Annotated in this window: 13 protein-coding genes; 12 read left to right on the top strand and 1 reads right to left on the bottom strand. The window is 65.8% G+C overall.

The genetic code is table 11. From position 1 onward, the window contains the following. Positions 1 to 174 precede the first annotated feature (174 nt). From ACXHGZ_RS10040 to ACXHGZ_RS10070, 7 genes are all read left to right on the top strand, one after another. Positions 175 to 1,587 carry an amino acid permease gene (locus ACXHGZ_RS10040; RefSeq protein ID WP_084857890.1) on the top strand — a complete coding sequence of 471 codons (1,413 nt, stop codon included), beginning with the start codon at positions 175 to 177 and terminating at the stop codon, positions 1,585 to 1,587. Between the two features lie 312 nt (positions 1,588 to 1,899). Then, complete coding sequence (locus ACXHGZ_RS10045) at positions 1,900 to 2,691, top strand: enoyl-CoA hydratase/isomerase family protein (RefSeq protein ID WP_465001078.1); 792 nt, start codon at positions 1,900 to 1,902, stop codon at positions 2,689 to 2,691. Positions 2,692 to 2,724: 33 nt separating this feature from the next. Next, the gene (locus tag ACXHGZ_RS10050; protein WP_084857888.1) at positions 2,725 to 3,885 is read left to right on the top strand and encodes an acyl-CoA dehydrogenase family protein; all 1,161 of its coding nucleotides are present in this window, start codon (positions 2,725 to 2,727) and stop codon (positions 3,883 to 3,885) included. Between the two features lie 18 nt (positions 3,886 to 3,903). Next, complete coding sequence (locus tag ACXHGZ_RS10055; RefSeq protein ID WP_324818936.1) at positions 3,904 to 6,015, top strand: acetate--CoA ligase family protein; 2,112 nt, start codon at positions 3,904 to 3,906, stop codon at positions 6,013 to 6,015. Beyond that, positions 6,015 to 7,622, top strand: coding sequence for a 5-guanidino-2-oxopentanoate decarboxylase (locus tag ACXHGZ_RS10060; protein WP_480463662.1), 1,608 nt, complete (start codon positions 6,015 to 6,017; stop codon positions 7,620 to 7,622). The genes ACXHGZ_RS10055 and ACXHGZ_RS10060 overlap by 1 nt, the downstream gene beginning before the upstream one ends. A gap of 12 nt (positions 7,623 to 7,634) precedes the next feature. Further along, on the top strand, positions 7,635 to 8,825 hold the full coding sequence (locus ACXHGZ_RS10065) for a pyridoxal phosphate-dependent aminotransferase (RefSeq protein WP_480463663.1): 1,191 nt from the start codon (positions 7,635 to 7,637) through the stop codon (positions 8,823 to 8,825). After that, positions 8,818 to 10,233, top strand: a complete 1,416-nt coding sequence (locus ACXHGZ_RS10070) for an aldehyde dehydrogenase family protein (RefSeq protein ID WP_480463664.1) — start codon at positions 8,818 to 8,820, stop codon at positions 10,231 to 10,233. Before ACXHGZ_RS10065 ends, ACXHGZ_RS10070 begins: the two co-directional genes overlap by 8 nt. Positions 10,234 to 10,344: 111 nt before the next feature. Here ACXHGZ_RS10070 and ACXHGZ_RS10075 read toward each other — a convergent pair whose 3' ends face one another. After that, positions 10,345 to 10,785, bottom strand: coding sequence for an RrF2 family transcriptional regulator (locus ACXHGZ_RS10075; RefSeq protein WP_084857883.1), 441 nt, complete (start codon positions 10,783 to 10,785; stop codon positions 10,345 to 10,347). 161 nt (positions 10,786 to 10,946) lie between these two features. On the opposite strand from ACXHGZ_RS10075, the gene ACXHGZ_RS10080 reads away from it, so the two are divergent. Genes ACXHGZ_RS10080 through ACXHGZ_RS10100 form a run of 5 tightly spaced genes read left to right on the top strand, consistent with a single transcriptional unit; the run spans position 10,947 to position 16,720 of the window. After that, the gene (locus ACXHGZ_RS10080) at positions 10,947 to 12,545 is read left to right on the top strand and encodes an ABC transporter substrate-binding protein (RefSeq protein WP_480463665.1); all 1,599 of its coding nucleotides are present in this window, start codon (positions 10,947 to 10,949) and stop codon (positions 12,543 to 12,545) included. A gap of 30 nt (positions 12,546 to 12,575) precedes the next feature. Next, on the top strand, positions 12,576 to 13,535 hold the full coding sequence (locus ACXHGZ_RS10085) for an ABC transporter permease (protein WP_172403029.1): 960 nt from the start codon (positions 12,576 to 12,578) through the stop codon (positions 13,533 to 13,535). A gap of 7 nt (positions 13,536 to 13,542) precedes the next feature. After that, complete coding sequence (locus ACXHGZ_RS10090) at positions 13,543 to 14,370, top strand: ABC transporter permease (protein WP_172403028.1); 828 nt, start codon at positions 13,543 to 13,545, stop codon at positions 14,368 to 14,370. A 2-nt stretch (positions 14,371 to 14,372) separates the two neighbouring features. Next, complete coding sequence (locus ACXHGZ_RS10095) at positions 14,373 to 16,019, top strand: ABC transporter ATP-binding protein (protein WP_368828963.1); 1,647 nt, start codon at positions 14,373 to 14,375, stop codon at positions 16,017 to 16,019. Beyond that, the gene (locus ACXHGZ_RS10100) at positions 16,016 to 16,720 is read left to right on the top strand and encodes an NAD(P)H-dependent oxidoreductase (protein ID WP_480463666.1); all 705 of its coding nucleotides are present in this window, start codon (positions 16,016 to 16,018) and stop codon (positions 16,718 to 16,720) included. The genes ACXHGZ_RS10095 and ACXHGZ_RS10100 overlap by 4 nt, the downstream gene beginning before the upstream one ends. Positions 16,721 to 16,728 lie beyond the last annotated feature (8 nt).

Genomic DNA, 16,728 nt, shown 5'->3' on the forward strand with positions numbered 1-16,728 from the left:
CATCTTCGATCCTTTCGTACAACGGCACCTTACATCCGTTTCCAATAATCGATCGCAACCGTGCTCCACACGGTCCATGAGGCTTATTGGAGATAACAATAATGAACTGCCGTAAAGCTGATGCCCGCCTGAATCCACTGCTTTTGCAGCGTACCTGCCCAGCCGAGGTGCGCCATGTCTGACACCACCGACCGCAAAGGTATCCAGCTGACCCGCGCGCTCAAGAGCCGCCACATCTTCATGCTGTCGTTGGGCGGTGTGATCGGCACCGGCCTGTTCATGGGTTCGGGGGTCACCATCAACCAGGGCGGCCCGATGGGCGCGATCCTGGCCTACCTGGTGGCAGGTTTGCTGATGTACCTGGTGATGGTCTGCCTGGGCGAACTGTCGGTACAGATGCCGGTGTCCGGCTCGTTCCAGGCCCACGCCACGAAGTTCATCGGCCCGGCCACCGGCTTCATGATCGGCTGGGTGTACTGGATGAGCTGGGCCACCACCGTGGGCCTGGAGTTCACTGCCGCAGGCATGCTCATGACCCGCTGGTTCCCCGACGTGCCGATCTGGTACTGGTCGGCCCTGTTCGTCGGCGTGCTGTTCGGCCTCAACGCCCTGGCTACCCGGGCCTTCGGTGAGGCCGAGTACTGGTTCTCCGGCATCAAGGTGGCGACCATCCTGGGCTTCATCGTCATTGGCCTGCTGGTGATCTTCGGCGGCATCCCGCTGAACAACGGGGCACCGGCACCGATGCTGGACAACCTGGTCGGCGACGCGGTATTCCCCCATGGCCTGTCGGCGGTGTTCGCGGTGATGATGACCGTGGTCTATGCCTTCCAGGGCTGCGAGATCATGGGCGTGGCCGCCGGCGAGACCGAGCACCCGGAAAAGAGCATCCCGCGTGCCGTGCGCAACGTGGTGTTCCGCGTGCTGATCTTCTATGTCCTGGCGATCGCCGTGCTCTCGGCCATCGTGCCCCATGAGCAGGCCGGCCTGATGGAAAGCCCGTTCGTGCAGGTGTTCGACATGGTCGGCATCCCCTACGCGGCGGACTTGATGAACTTCGTCATCCTCACCGCCATTCTGTCGGTGGGTAACTCTGGGCTGTACGCCTCCACCCGCATCCTCTGGGCCATGTCCAAGACCGGCATGGCGCCCAGGAGCCTGTCGCCGTTGAGCAAGCGTGGCGTACCGCTGCGTGCCTTGAGCATCACCCTGTGCTTCGCGCTGGTGTCGCTGATGACCAGCTTCGTCGCCGCGGACACGCTGTTCATGGTGCTGATGGCGGTGAGCGGGATGTCCGGCACCGTGACCTGGATCGTCATCGCCCTGGCGCAGTACCGTTTCCGCAAGGCGTACCTGCGTGACGGCGGCAAGCTTGAGGACCTGAAGTACCGTGCACCGCTGTACCCTCTGGTGCCGCTGCTGTGCATCACCCTGTGCAGCTCGCTGTTCGTGTTCCTGGCCATGGACGAGACCCAGCGGCCGTCGTTGTACTGGGGCTTTGGCTTCATTGCCCTGTGCTATGCGGCGTATTTCCTGGTCAACCGTCGTCGCCAGGGTGCTTTCGCGCCGAGCGCCCCTGGGGTTTGAGCCGCGCCCTCAACTGAAGGCTCAAATCGCGGGACAAGCCCGCTCCTACAGGAAAAGAAGCACCTGTAGGGGCGGGCTTGTCCCGCGATTGCGTTGGGGCAGGCACTGCAAAAACCTCAGTTGTACAAAGTTGTAACAAGGCACCGATCGAATTCGTTTGTCGTCAATTCAAATCAATAAAAAACAATGAGTTATATGCGTAACTTCATTTGTTACACGCAATATAGCCTCGATTGCCGCCTTGCTGAACACTCGTTTAGTATCTCTTCAAACCAGATCCCTCATACCACTCAAACAACATCGAGGCCTCCCATGACTAGCCCGTCGCCACTGCTGAGCAAGGTCGAAGCCGGCGTTGCCTGGATCACCCTAAACCGCCCCGAGCAGCGCAACGCCCTGGACATCCCCAGCCTGAAACAACTGCACACGCTGCTGGAGGCCTTCAACACCGACCCTGTAGTACGGGTAGTGGTACTCACCGGCACCGGCCGCAGCTTCTGCGCAGGCGCAGACCTCGCCGAATGGGCCGAGGCCGAAGCGCGCGGCGCCCTGGAAAGCTACGGCTGGACTGAGACCGCCCACGCCCTGATGCAGCGCCTGCACAGCCTGGACAAGCCCACCATCGCCGCCATCAACGGCACCGCGGTCGGCGCCGGCATGGACCTGAGCCTGTGCTGCGACCTGCGCATCGCCGCAGCCTCGGCACGCTTCAAGGCTGGCTACACCAGCATGGCCTACAGCCCCGATGCCGGGGCCAGCTGGCACCTGCCACGGCTGATCGGCAGCGAACAGGCCAAGCGCCTGCTGTTCCTCGACGAGCTCTGGAGCGCCGAACGTGCCCTGGCCGCCGGGCTGGTGGGCGAGGTTTGCGCTGACGACCAGTTGCCTGCGGTAACCGCCGAGCTGGCCGGACGCCTGGCCAATGGCCCGACCTTCGCCCATGCCCAGACCAAGCGCCTGATCCGCGACGGTGCCCAGCGCACCCTGGCCGAGCAGTTGCAGGCGGAGCTCGCTGCCGGCCTGCTGTGCGGGCGTAGCCAGGACGGCGCCGAGGCACTGCGTGCTTCGATCGAGAAACGTGCACCACATTTCGTTGGCAAATAACCACTTACACGACCTTCTTCAGGACCATTCCAGATGAATTTCCAACTGACCCAAGAACAAGAAATGTTGGTGGAAGCGGTACGCAGCTTCGTTAACAAGGAGCTGCTGCCCTACGAGGAAGAGGTGGACCGCGCCGATGCCGTGTCACCCGAGCTTGCCGCGCAGATCCGCGGCAAGGCGATCGCCGCCGGCTTCTACGCCTTCAACATGCCTGAGGAGGTCGGCGGTGGTGGCCTGGACTACCTGTCCCAGGCGCTGATCGAACGCGAGCTGTCCAAGGTGTCCTGGGCCCTGCATGTCTTTGTCGCACGCCCCTCGAAGATCCTCATGGCCTGTAAGGACGAGCAGATCAACGACTACCTGCTGCCGTGCGTGCAAGGCGAGAAGATCGACTGCTTCGCCCTCACCGAGCCAGGCGCCGGCTCCGACGCCAACGCCATCAAGACCCGCGCCGTGCGCGACGGTGATGACTTCGTGATCAACGGCAGCAAGCACTTCATCAGCCATGCCGGCCATGCCGACTTCGCCATCGTCTTCGCCGTCACCGACACCTACGAGCACAACGGGCGCAAGCGCAACGCCGTGACCGCCTTCCTGGTCGACCGCGGAACCCCTGGCATGACCGTGCGCCGTGGGCCCAAGTGCGTGAGCAACCGGGGCTACCACACCTACGAGCTGTTCTTCGACGACTGCCGCGTGCCGGCCAGCAAGGTGCTGGGCGAAGTGGACAAGGGCTGGGAAGTGGCCAACGCCTGGCTCACCGCCGGCCGGGTGATGGTCGCCGCCAACTGCGTCGGCCAGGCACAGCGTGCCTTGGACCTGTCGCTGCAGTGGTCGGCCGACCGCAAGCAGTTCGGCCAGGCGATCGGCAGCTACCAGGGGGTGTCGTTCAAGCTCGCCGACATGGCCACGCAGATCCGCGCCGCGGAGCTGCTGACCCTGCACACCGCCTGGAAGATGGACCAGGGCAGCATGACCGACGGTGAGGCCGGCATGGCCAAGCTGTTCGCCAGCGAAGTGCTGGGCAAGGTCGCCGACGAGGCGGTGCAGATCTTCGGCGGCATGGGCCTGATGGATGAAGGGCCGGTGGAACGCATCTGGCGCAACGCGCGCATCGAGCGGATCTGGGAGGGCACCTCGGAGATCCAGCGGCACATCATTTCCCGCGAACTGCTGCGCCCCTTGCTGCGCTGATCGGCCTGGAGAACCCCCATGTCGCATTCGATTCGTGACAACCTCAAGCGCCTATTGGCACCCAGGCACCTGGCCTTCGTCGGCGGCCGCAGCATGGCACGGGCGCTCAAGCGCTGCGCCGAAGGTGGCTTCGCCGGCCAGATGTGGCTGGTCAACCCGCAGCACGAAAGCCTGGACGGCGTGCCATGCGTGGCGAGCGTCGCCGACCTGCCGTGTGCACCGGACGCCGTGTTCATCGCCACCAACAAGGACCTGACCCTGCAATGCGTCCAGGCCCTGGCCGATCGTGGTGCCGGCGGTGCCATCTGCTACGCCTCGGGTTTCGCCGAGAGCGGCGAGCAAGGGCGTCTGTTGCAACAGCGCCTGCTCGAGGCCGCCGGCTCCATGGCCTTGCTTGGCCCCAACTGCTACGGCCTGCTCGACTACCTGCATGGCGCTGCCTTGTGGCCGGTCGCCCACGGCGGCAAGCAGGTGGAGAGGGGCGTAGCGATCCTGACCCAGAGCGGCAACTTCGCCTACAACCTGTCGATGAGCGACCGCTCGCTGCCGGTGGCCTACATGGCCTCGGTCGGCAACCAGGCACAGCTGGGCGTGGCCGAGCTGATGGACGTGCTGCTGGACGACCCACGGGTCACGGCCATCGGCCTGCACCTGGAAGGCCTGAAGAACGTGCCCGGCTTTGCCCGCGCCGCGCACAAGGCTCTGGAGCGCGGCATCCCGGTCATTGCCTTGAAGACAGGTGTCTCGCAGATCGGCGCGGAACTGGCGCTGAGCCACACCAGTTCGCTGTCGGGCTCCGACGCGCTGTACGACAGCCTGTTCCAGCGCCTGGGCGTGATCCGTGTGAGCGGCCCGGTGAGCTTCGTCGAAACCCTCAAGGCCGCTGCCTGCGGGCAACTGCCCAAGGATGGCCGCCTGATCGCCTTGGCATGTTCCGGTGGCGACGCCGGGCTGATCGCCGACTATGCCGAACGCAATCACCTGACCTTGCCCAAGCTCGAACCCGGGCAGGTGGATGAACTGGCCCAGGTGCTTCCGGCCTACGCCAACCTGGTCAACCCACTGGATTTCACCACGGCGATCTGGGGCGATGCCGCCGCGCTCGAGCGCATGCTCGACAGTGCCCTGCGCGGCGATGCCGACGCAGCCATGTTGGTGCTGGACTACCCGGCGCAGTTCACCGGCGAGCGCAAGGAGTGCGACCTGCTGTTGGGGCTTTACTGCGACGCCCTGGCGCGCCACGGCAAGGTCGGCTTCGTCACCTCGGCCTTCCCGGAGCTGCTGCCGGCCTATGCCCGCGAGCGCCTGCACGCCCATGGCATCGCCGCCTTGCAAGGCGTGGAGGACGGTCTGGCGGCCTGGGGGCGGATCGTCGCCTACCAACGTAACCGCCCGCGCTTGCTGGCACTGGGCGAGTCGGCCTTGGTGCCGCTGTGCCCTCAGGCGCTGGATGGCCAGGCGAACGTGCTCGACGAGTGGCAATCCAAGCAGGCGCTGCGTGCGTTCGGCCTGCCGGTACCAGCCGGTGTGCTGAGCACGCCCGGGCAGGCTGTCACGGATGCCGTCGGGGTGGGCTTCCCCCTGGTGCTCAAGGCAGTCAGTGCGCAGTTGCCGCACAAGACCGAAGCCGGCGCCGTGGCGCTCAATCTGCGTGATGCCAACGCCCTGGCGGCAGCGCTCGAGCAGATGCGCGAGCGTATTGCGGCCTACGCGCCGAATGTGCCGTTCGACCAGGTGCTGCTCGAGCCCATGGCCGAGGCGCCACTGGCCGAACTGATCGTTGGCATCAAGCGCGAGAACGACTTCGCCCTGGCCCTGGTGATCGGCGCCGGCGGGGTGCTGGTCGAGCTGCTCAAGGACAGCGTCAACCTGTTGTTGCCCACCACCGACGGGGCCATCCGCAATGCCGTGCTGGGCCTGCGTAGCGCCGGCCTGTTGCAAGGCTTCCGGGGGCGCCCGGCGGCCGATCTGGACGCCTTGGTGGCGGCGATCCGCGCCGTGGCCGACTACGCCTGCGAGAATGCAGGCCGCTTGCTGGAGTTGGACGTGAACCCATTGATGGTCGGTGCCCAGGGCACCACCGCGGTCGATGCGCTGATCCGCCTCGGCCAGCCGCAAGGAGAACGATAATGCGTGAACCCTCCATGACCGCCGGCCAGGCCTTGGTGCGGCTGCTGGGCAACTATGGCGTCGATACCGTGTTCGGCATCCCCGGGGTGCATACCCTGGAGTTGTATCGTGGGCTGCCGGGCAGTGGCATCCGCCATGTGCTGACCCGCCATGAGCAGGGCGCCGGCTTCATGGCCGACGGCTATGCCCGGGTCAGCGGCAAGCCGGGCGTGTGTTTCGTCATCACCGGCCCCGGCGTGACCAACGCGGCCACCGCCATCGGCCAGGCCTATGCCGACTCCATCCCGATGCTGGTGATCTCCAGCGTCAACCACACCGCAAGCCTGGGCAAAGGTTGGGGTTGCCTGCATGAGACCCAGGACCAGCGCGCCATGACCGCGCCGATCACCGCGTTCTCCGCCGTGGCCCTGTGCGCCGAAGACCTGCCAGAGCTGATCGCCCGTGCCTGGGCCGTGTTCGACAGCGAGCGCCCACGCCCGGTGCACATCTCGGTGCCGCTGGATGTGTTGGCGGCCCCGGTCGCCCGCGACTGGAGCACCGAGGTGGTGCGCCGCCCCGGGCGTGGCCTGCCCGATCGCGACAGCCTGGACCAGGCGGCCTTGAAGCTCGCCGCCGCCAAGCGGCCGATGATCATCGCCGGTGGCGGCGCCTTGCAGGCGGCCGACGAACTGCGCCAGCTCAGCGAGCGCCTGGCGGCGCCGGTGTTCACCAGCGTGGCCGGCAAGGGCCTGTTGCCGCCGGAATCGCCTTTGAATGCCGGTGCCAGCCTGTGCGTGGAACCTGGCTGGCAACTGATCGGCGAAGCCGACGTGGTGCTGGCGGTGGGTACGGAAATGGCCGACACCGATTTCTGGCGCGAGCGCCTGCCGCTTCGTGGCGAACTGCTGCGGGTGGACATCGACCCGCGCAAATTCAATGACTTCTACCCCTGTGCCCTGGCCTTGCATGGCGATGCCCGGCAGACCCTCGCCGGCCTGCTGGAACACCTGCCGCACATCCAGCGCGACGCCGGCGCCGCCATCGAGGCGGTGGCCAACTTGCGTCAGGCGATCCGCGCAGGCCATGGCCCGCTGCAAGGCATCCACCAGGCGATCCTCGACCGTATAGCCGCCGTGCTGCCGGAAAACGCCTTCATCAGCAGCGACATGACCCAGCTGGCCTACACCGGCAACTATGCCTTCACCAGCCGCGCGCCGCGCAGCTGGCTGCACCCCACCGGCTACGGCACCCTCGGCTATGGCCTGCCAGCGGGTATCGGCGGCATGTTCGCCAGCGCTGACCGTCCGGGCCTGGTGCTGGTGGGCGATGGCGGCTTCCTCTATACCGCGCAGGAGCTGGCTACCGCGGTCGAGGAGCTGGACCGCCCGCTGGTGGTGCTGTTGTGGAACAACGACGCCCTGGGCCAGATCCGCGACGACATGCTCGGCCTGGACATCGAACCCATCGGCGTGTTGCCGCGCAACCCGGACTTCGCCGCGCTCGGCCGGGCGTTCGGCTGCACCGTGGCGCAACCGCGCAGCCTCGATGAGCTGCAACGGGCGCTGCAGGCGGGCTTTGCCCGCAACGGTGTGACCCTGGTCGAACTCAAGCACGCCTGTGCGCACTGACGGAGGATTGCCATGCGCTTTTCCAAGCTGACCCAACGCATCGCCGGCGACGGTGCCGCCGCCTGGGACATCCACTACCGCGCCCTGGCGATGCAGGCCGAGGGCAGGGACATCCTGTTGCTGTCGGTGGGCGACCCCGACTTCGACACCCCGGCACCCATCGTCGAGGCAGCTATCGACAGCCTGCGCAACGGCCACACCCATTATTCGGACGTACGCGGCAAGCTGGCCTTGCGCCAGGCCATTGCCCGTCGCCACCAGCAACGCAGCGGCCAGAAGGTGGATGCCGATCAGGTCACCGTGCTGGCCGGCGCCCAGTGCGCGCTGTTCTGCGTGGCCCAGTGCGTGCTGGAGCCGGGTGACGAGGTGATCGTCGCCGAGCCGATGTACGTCACCTACGAAGCCGTGTTCGGTGCTTGTGGGGCTACCGTGGTGCCGGTACCGGTCAAGCCGGAGAACGGTTTTCGCGTATGCCCCGCGGATGTGGCGGCACGCATCACCCCCCGTACCCGTGCGCTGGCCCTGAACAGCCCGCACAACCCCTCGGGGGCGAGCCTGCCACGCGCCACCTGGGAGGCCCTGGCCGAGCTGTGCATCGCCCATGACCTGTGGCTGATTTCCGACGAGGTCTACAGCGAGCTGCTGTACGACGGCGAGCACGTCAGCCCCGGCAGCCTGCCGGGCATGGCCGAGCGCACCGCGACGCTGAACAGCCTGTCCAAGTCCCATGCCATGACCGGCTGGCGGGTAGGCTGGGTGGTGGGGTCGGCCGAGCTGGCCGGCCATCTGGAGAACCTCGCCCTGTGCATGCTCTACGGCTCGCCCGACTTCATCCAGGATGCCGCGGTGGTGGCCCTGGAGCAGCCGTTGGCGGAGCTCGAGGCAATGCGCGACGCCTATCGTCAACGACGCGACCTGGTCTGCGAGCGCCTGGCCGGCTGCCCGGGCATCAAGGCGCTCAAGCCCGATGGCGGGATGTTCGTGATGGTCGATATTCGTGAAACCGGCCTGAGCGCCCAGGCCTTCGCAGACCGCCTGCTGGACCAGGAAGGCGTCTCGGTGTTGGCAGGGGAGGCCTTCGGGCCGAGCGCCGCCGGGCATATACGCCTGGGCCTGGTGCTCGGCGCCGAGGCGCTGGACGACGCCTGCCGGCGCATAGCCCGTTGTGCGCGGGCCCTGATGCAGGAGCAGGCCCATGCGTGAGTACCCGCGACTGTATATCGACGGCGCCTGGCAATTGCCGAGCGGGCAGGGCATGGCCGAGGTCATCGACCCGGCCAGCGAGGCGGCCATCGGCCGTGTCCCGCTGGGCAACGAGGAGGATGTAGATCGGGCGGTGTCTGCCGCCCGGCGTGCGTTCGACGCCTGGTCGCGCACGCCCTCCAGCGTGCGGGCCGGCTACATTCGTGCCCTGGCCGGGCAACTGAAGGCCAAGGCCGGGGAAATGGCCGATGTGATCACCGCCGAGCTGGGCATGCCGGTGCAGTGGTGCCAGATGGTCCAGGTCGACGGCCCTATCGAGGGCCTGGAGCAATACAGTGAGCTGGCCGGGCTGATGGACGAGGTGCGCGAGGTCGGCAATTCGTTGGTGTACCGCGAGGCGGTAGGGGTGTGCGCCTTCATCAACCCCTGGAACTACCCGCTGCACCAGATGATCGGCAAGTTGGCCCCGGCCTTGGCCGCCGGCTGCACGGTGGTGGTCAAGCCCAGCCAGGAGACACCCTTGCACGCCTTCCTGCTGGCCGAGATGATCGACGCCATCGGCCTGCCTGCCGGCGTGTTCAACCTGGTCAGCGGACCGGGGGCGAAGGTGGGCGAGGCCCTGGCCCGGCATCCGCAGGTGGACATGGTGTCGTTCACCGGCTCCACCGGTGCCGGGGTACGGGTCTCCCAGGCCGCCGCGCCGACGGTCAAGCGCGTGTGCCTGGAGCTGGGCGGCAAGTCGCCGCTGTTGATCACCGCCGATGCCGACCTGGAAGCGGCCGTGCGCCATGGCGTGCAGGACGTGATGATCAACTCGGGGCAGACCTGCACGGCGCTCACCCGCATGCTGCTGCCGGCCGAGCGCTATGCGCAGGCCCTGGAAATCGCGGTGGCGCAAACCCAGGCGCTGGCCATGGGCGACCCGCGAGACCCACGCAGCTTCCTCGGCCCCATGTGCTCGGCCGGGCAGCGGCGCACCGTGCTGGACTATATTCGCCTGGGCCAGGAGGAGGGCGCGCGGCTGCTGTGCGGCGGCGACACCGCCACGGGCTTCGAGCGGGGCTACTATGTGGCGCCTACGTTGTTCGCCGACGTCGACAACCGCATGCGCATCGCCCAGGAGGAAATCTTCGGGCCGGTGCTGTGCCTGATCCCTTATGCCGACGAGGCCGAGGCAGTCGAAATGGCCAACGATTCGCCGTTCGGCCTGTCCAGCGCGGTCTGGGCCGGTAGCCGCGAGCGCGGCCTGGACCTGGCGCGACAGATGCGCGCCGGGCAGTGCTTCGTCAACGGGGCCGGGTTCAACTACCGGGCGCCGTTTGGCGGGTACAAGCAATCCGGCAATGGCCGGGAATGGGGCGAGGAGGGGCTGGGCGAGTTCGTCGAGGTCAAGGCGGTGCAGCTCTGAACGAGCAGGGCCATGATCTTGCACAACCCTGCGCTTGCTCCGCGATCCACGGCGCGGCCCTTGCCATGCAACCGCGATGGCAGGGCCGCGCCAATCGTCGGCGAACCGGGTTCATCCTGCGGCCGCATCGTCCACCGGCCTGTCGAACGCCACGAACAACTGGTCTGCGGTGATCGATCCCAGGTCCAGGCGCATGTTCGCCTCGAGCATGGCGAACAGCCTGGTGAACACTTCATACACCTTGCAGTGGTCTTCCATCCCGGAGAACGGGTTGTCGATCTTCTCGGCAATCAATGAACTCTCCTGCACGGCGTCATACACATCGCGCAGGGTGATCTCGCTGGGTGGGCGCGCCAGGGTCAGGCCGCCATGGGCGCCGCGCCAGGATTTGAGGATATTGGCCTTGACCAGCTGCGAGGCCAGGCTGCGCACCCGTGCAGGGTGAACCTTGACCCACTTGGAGATGGTGTCGGTGCGAAGCTTCTGCGGGGCGTTGGCGGCCACGAACGAGAGGATATAGGAGGCGGTGATCAGACGCGTCGACTGGCTCATCGGCGAAGGTTCCTGGGTCGAAAATCGAAGTCTACACCCCTGTGAAAATCCACTTGGCAGAGGCACGGCATAGAGTCTAATGTATTTATCACGATGACAATTACAATTATGAGTCATCGAAGTGCGCGACCTTTCTCTTAGCGGTTCAAAAAGGCGATGCCATGAGCGATAACAAGAACAAGATCACTCAAGCGATACCCGAAGCTGGCCTGCCGCGTCGGGATTTTCTCAAGTACGGGGCCGCTGCGACCGTCGCCGGCGCCTTCTCTCTGGGCCTGCCGTTGCCGAGCTGGGCCGGGCAGGCCACACCCAAGGCCGGCGGTATCCTGAGCTTAGGGCTGGCCGGCGGCAGCAGCACCGACTCTGGCGACCCTGGCTCGTGGAGCGACACCTTCACCTTTGTCGGCTTCTCGGCGGTGTATAACACCCTCAGCGAGATCGGCGTGGATGGCACGGCGATCCCTGAACTGGCAGAACGCTGGGAGTCCAGCCCCGATGCCAGGGTCTGGACCTTCTTCCTGCGCCAGGGCGTCACCTTTCACGACGGCAAGACCCTCGATGCCCAGGACGTGGTCGCCTCGATCCAGCACCACCTGGGCGAGAAGTCCACCTCGGCGGCCAAGGCCGTGCTGGGCGACGTAGCCCAGGTGCGCGCTCAGGGCAATGATACGGTCGTATTCGAGCTGCACGCGGGTAACGCCGACTTTGCCTATGTAGTCGCCGACTACCACCTGGTGATCATGCCGGCCAAGGACGGCGTGGCCGACTGGCGCCATAGCATCGGCACGGGTGGTTATCGCCTCAAGCGCTTCGAGCCGGGGGTGCGTATGGACCTGGAGCGCAACCCGGACTACTGGAAACCCGGCCGAGCACACTTCGCTGGCGCGCAGTTGCTGGCCATCTCCGATGGTACGGCGCGGGTCAATGCCCTGGTCACCGGCCAGGTGGACGTGATCAACAAGGTCGACCTCAAGATCGTGGCGCTGCTCAAGCGCAGCCCGCAGCTGGTCATCGAGGAAACCAAGGGCGCGCAGCACTACACCTTTCCCATGCTTTGCGACAGCCCGCAGTTTCGCAACAACGACGTACGCCTGGCGCTCAAGTACGCCATCGATCGCAAGGCCCTGCTGGCTTCTGTGCTGCACGGCTACGGCCAGATCGGCAATGACCATCCGATCCAGCCCGGCAGCCGCTTCATCAACGCCGCCCTGGAACAGCGCAGCTACGACCCGGACAAGGCACGCTTTCACCTGCGCAAGGCCGGCATGGACGGGCTCAAGGTACGCTTGCAGGCGTCGGAAGCTGCCTACACCGGCGCGGTCGATGCCTCGGTGTTGTTCAAGGAGCAGGCACGGCGTGCCGGTATCGACATCGAGGTCGTACGCGAGCCGGTCGATGGTTTTTTCACCAACGTGTGGATGAAACAGCCCTTCACCACCTCGTTCTGGTACAGCAGCTTGACCGCCGACCGCATGTTCAGCATCGGCTACGCCAAGGGCGCGGCCTGGAACGAGACGCATTGGGACAATGCCCGCTTCAACCAGTTGCTGGCCGCCGCCCGGGGAGAGATGAACGCACCGTTGCGCCAGGAGATGTACGACGAAATGCAGAGCCTGTGCCGCGATGATGGCGGGGCCATCGTGCCCTTGTTCGCCAGCTCCGTGGCGGCGCGTTCGCGCCGAGTCACCCATGGCGGCGTCACCGCACCCTATGGCGAGCTGGACGGCCTGCGCTTGATCGAGCGCTGGTGGTTGGCGTGACCCTTTGGTTGTTCCTGGAGAAGCTCAATGATGAATAGCCTTGGTTCATTGCTTGCACGGCGTCTGGCCTTGGGGCTGCTGTCGCTGCTGGCGGTTTCGGTCATCGTCTTCCTGGCCGTCGGCATGCTGCCCGGCGATGTCGCCCAGGCCATGCTCGGCCAGTCCGCCACCCCTGAAACCGTGGCCGCGCTGAGGGCCCAGCTGGGCCTGGACATGCCAGCGCCGAGCCGCTTCGGCCACTGGGCCTGGCAATTGCTGCACGGCGACTTGGGAGTGTCCCTGGCGAACCAGCGGCCTATCGCCGAACTGATCGGCGCGCGCCTGGGCAACACCTTCAGCCTGGCGTTGCTGGCCGCATTGGTATCAGTGCCCCTGGCGTTGCTGCTGGGTATGCTCGCGGCGCTGTACCGCAACAGTTGGTTCGACCGGTTGCTCAACACCAGTGCCCTGACCGCTGTTTCGTTTCCCGAGTTCTTCGTGGCCTACATTTTGATCTTGCTGTTCGCGGTGAGCCTGGGCTGGCTGCCGAGCATCTCGATTCTGCCACCGGACGCCTCCTTGGGCGAGGTTCTGCAGCGTTCGTTGCTACCGGTGCTGACGCTGGCCTTGGTGGTGATCGCGCAGATGATGCGCATGACCCGCGCCTCGTTGGTGAACCTGCTGGCCAGTCCCTACATTGAAATGGCCCGGCTCAAGGGCATTTCGCCGGGGCGGATCATCTTCCGCCATGCCTTGCCCAACGCTTTGGCTCCGATCATCAACGTAGTGGCGCTGAACCTGGCCTACCTGGTGGTCGGCGTTGTGGTGGTCGAGGTGGTGTTCGTCTACCCGGGGCTTGGCCAACTGCTGGTGGACTCGGTCGCCAAGCGCGACATCCCCGTGGTGCAGGCCTGCAGCCTGATCTTCGCCGCCACCTACGTCCTGCTCAATACCACTGCCGATGTGCTGTCGATCGCCAGCAATCCGCGCCTGATGCATCCCAAGGGGTAGCCAGCCGATGAGCCTGTTCAAGCAATTGCAACGTGCGCCGTTGAGCGCCAAGTTCGGTGTACTGGTGATCCTGCTCTACGTGCTGGTGGCGCTGTTCGCACCGGTGTTGGCGCCGTTCGGCGAGACCGAAGTGGTCGGCGAGGGTTTCGCGCCCTGGGGCGGGCAGTTCTTGCTGGGCACCGACAACCTGGGCCGTGACATGTTCAGCCGCCTGATCTACGGTGCGCGCAACACCCTGGGCATCGCCTTCCTGACCACCGCTCTGGCCTTCGCGGTGGGCGGTTTCTGCGGCCTGATGGCGGCGGTCAAGGGCGGCTTGGTCGACCAGGGGTTATCGCGCCTGGTGGATATCCTCATGGCCATCCCGCAGTTGATCTTCGCCTTGTTGATCCTCAGCGTGGTCGGCACCACCGCGACTTCGCTGGTGCTGGTGATCGCGCTGCTCGATGCCACCCGGGTGTTCCGCCTGGCACGGGCGGTGGCGATGAACGTGGTGGTGCAGGACTTCGTCGAGGCCGCGCGCCTGCGTGGGGAAGGGTTGTGGTGGCTGGTCAGCCGCGAGGTGCTGCCCAATGCCGCAGCCCCCTTGATCGCCGAGTTCGGCCTGCGCTTCTGTTTCGTCTTCCTGTTCATCAGTGCCTTGTCGTTCCTGGGCCTTGGCATTCAGCCACCGACCGCCGACTGGGGCAGCATGGTGCGCGACAATGCGGTGCTGATCACCTTCGGTGAACTCAGCCCGTTGCTGCCGGCGCTGGCCGTGGCGCTGATCACCGTCAGCGTGAATTTCGTCGTGGACTGGGTACTGCATACTTCCAGTGGCCTGAAGGAGTGCTGAGCATGAATACACCGTTGCTGGAAATACGGAACCTGCGCATCGACGGACACCATGACGACGCCTGGCACCCGTTGATCAAGGGCATCGACCTGACCCTCGCGCGAGGCGAGGTGCTGGGGCTGATCGGCGAGTCGGGGGCGGGCAAGTCGACCCTGGGCCTGGCGGCCATGGGCTATGTGCGTGACGGTTGCCGCATCAGCGGCGGCTCGGTGCGTTTCGACGGCCAAGAGTTGGTGGGCGCTGCGTCCGAGACTTTGCGTCGCCTGCGTGGCCTTCGCATCGCCTATGTAGCGCAAAGCGCCGCTGCCTCGTTCAACCCGGCCCATCGGCTGATCGACCAGCACATCGAGACCGCCGTGAAGAACGGCGGCATCGACCGTGTCCGCGCCGAGGCCGAGGCGGTGGAGCTGTACCGGATACTGCGCCTGCCGGATCCGGAACGCATCGGCCAACGCTACCCGCACCAGGTTTCCGGTGGCCAGTTGCAGCGGGTGATGACCGCCATGGCCATGGCGTGCCATCCAGATTTGATCGTCTTCGACGAGCCGACCACCGCTCTGGACGTCACCACCCAGATCGAAGTGCTGACCGCCATTCGCGATGCGATACGCACCTACGGCAGCGCGGCCTTGTACATCAGTCATGACCTGGCGCTGGTGGCGCAGATCGCCGATCGCATCATGGTGCTGCGCCATGGCAGCCTGGTGGAGGAGGCCCAGACCCGCACCATGCTGGAAAGCCCGCGCCAGGACTACACCCGGTCGCTGTGGGCCGTGCGCAGCTTCCATACCGAGGTCAAGCCGTGCCTGGCCCACGCCCGGCCCTTGCTGGAAGTCCGCCGGGCCAATGCCAGCTATGGCGCCCAGCCGGTGCTGCACGATGTCTCGCTCACGCTGCACCGTGGCCAGACCCTGGCGGTGATCGGCGAGTCCGGCAGCGGCAAGAGCACTACCGCACGGTTGATCACGGGCCTGTTGCCGGCCAGCAGCGGCCAGGTGCTGTACGACGGCGAGGCACTGCCGGCGGACTATCGTCAGCGCAGCAAGGAGCAGCTGCGGCGGATCCAGATGATCTACCAGATCCCCGATACCGCACTGAACCCACGCCAGCGTATCGTCGATATCATCGGTCGACCGCTGACCCTCTACCTGGGGCTCAAGGGCAAGGCGCTGCATCAACGTGTGGCCGAGTTGCTGGAGATGATAGAACTCGACCCGGGCAAGTACATGCACCGCCAGCCTCGCGAACTCTCCGGCGGCCAGAAGCAGCGCATCTGCATCGCTCGGGCGCTGGCCGCCGAGCCTGAGCTGATCATCTGCGACGAAGTCACCTCGGCCCTGGACCAACTGGTGGCCGAGGGCGTTCTCAAGCTGCTTGACCGTATTCAACGCCAGTTGGGCGTTTCCTACCTGTTCATCACCCACGACGTGGCCACGGTACGCGCCATCGCCGACGAAGTGATGGTGATGCAGCGCGGGCGAGTGGTCGACCATGGCAGCCGAGAAGCCATCTTCGCGCCGCCGTACCACGACTACACCGGGCTGCTGTTTTCCTCCGAACCGGAAATGGACCCCGACTGGCTCAACCGCCTGCTGGCCCGCCGGGCCGGGCAATCCAACCTGCAAACTGTGCAAGGACAACCTTCATGAACGTACTGATCGTCCACGCTCACCCCGAGCCGAAATCCTTCACCGCCGCCCTGCGCGACCAGGCGGTCGAGACCTTCACGGCCCAGGGGCACCAGGTGCAGGTCAGCGACCTGTACGCCATGGGCTGGAACCCGGTGGCCAGCGCCGAGGATTTCGGCACGCGTGAGAACCCTGACTACCTGGTGTATGCCCTGGAGCAGCGCCTGGGGGTCAAGAGCGGCTCCATCGCCGCGGATATCCAGGCCGAGCTGGACAAGCTGCTGTGGGCCGACCTGCTGGTGCTCAACTTCCCGATCTTCTGGTTCTCCACCCCGGCCATGCTCAAGGGCTGGATCGACCGCGTACTCGTCTCCGGCGTGTGCTACGGCGGCAAGCGCTTCTACGACCAGGGCGGGTTGGTGGGCAAGAAGGCGCTGGTGACCGTGACCCTGGGCGGGCGCGAGCACATGTTCGGCGAGGGCGCGATCCATGGGCCGCTGGAGGACATGCTGCGGCCGATCCTGCGCGGTACCCTGGCCTATGTCGGCTTCGAGGTGCTGCCGCCGTTCGTGGCCTGGCATGTGCCGTACATCAGCGATGAGGCGCGTAAAAGCTTCCTGCACGACTACCAGCAACGCCTGAGCCACCTCTCGGACGACCTGCCACTGGAATTCCCCAAGCTGTCGCAGTTCGACGAGGCGCTGTACCCACTGCCCAGGTGATTGCGACC

Source organism: Pseudomonas shiyinii (assembly GCF_056725765.1).

Excerpts from the sequence above, each read along its gene's own strand:
- ACXHGZ_RS10040 (WP_084857890.1), top strand. The coding sequence starts at position 175 with ATGTCTGACACCACCGACCGCAAAGGTATCCAGCTGACCCGCGCGCTC.
- ACXHGZ_RS10045 (WP_465001078.1), top strand. The coding sequence starts at position 1,900 with ATGACTAGCCCGTCGCCACTGCTGAGCAAGGTCGAAGCCGGCGTTGCC.
- ACXHGZ_RS10050 (WP_084857888.1), top strand. The coding sequence starts at position 2,725 with ATGAATTTCCAACTGACCCAAGAACAAGAAATGTTGGTGGAAGCGGTA.
- ACXHGZ_RS10055 (WP_324818936.1), top strand. The coding sequence starts at position 3,904 with ATGTCGCATTCGATTCGTGACAACCTCAAGCGCCTATTGGCACCCAGG.
- ACXHGZ_RS10060 (WP_480463662.1), top strand. The coding sequence starts at position 6,015 with ATGCGTGAACCCTCCATGACCGCCGGCCAGGCCTTGGTGCGGCTGCTG.
- ACXHGZ_RS10065 (WP_480463663.1), top strand. The coding sequence starts at position 7,635 with ATGCGCTTTTCCAAGCTGACCCAACGCATCGCCGGCGACGGTGCCGCC.
- ACXHGZ_RS10070 (WP_480463664.1), top strand. The coding sequence starts at position 8,818 with ATGCGTGAGTACCCGCGACTGTATATCGACGGCGCCTGGCAATTGCCG.
- ACXHGZ_RS10075 (WP_084857883.1), bottom strand. The coding sequence starts at position 10,785 with ATGAGCCAGTCGACGCGTCTGATCACCGCCTCCTATATCCTCTCGTTC.
- ACXHGZ_RS10080 (WP_480463665.1), top strand. The coding sequence starts at position 10,947 with ATGAGCGATAACAAGAACAAGATCACTCAAGCGATACCCGAAGCTGGC.
- ACXHGZ_RS10085 (WP_172403029.1), top strand. The coding sequence starts at position 12,576 with ATGAATAGCCTTGGTTCATTGCTTGCACGGCGTCTGGCCTTGGGGCTG.
- ACXHGZ_RS10090 (WP_172403028.1), top strand. The coding sequence starts at position 13,543 with ATGAGCCTGTTCAAGCAATTGCAACGTGCGCCGTTGAGCGCCAAGTTC.
- ACXHGZ_RS10095 (WP_368828963.1), top strand. The coding sequence starts at position 14,373 with ATGAATACACCGTTGCTGGAAATACGGAACCTGCGCATCGACGGACAC.
- ACXHGZ_RS10100 (WP_480463666.1), top strand. The coding sequence starts at position 16,016 with ATGAACGTACTGATCGTCCACGCTCACCCCGAGCCGAAATCCTTCACC.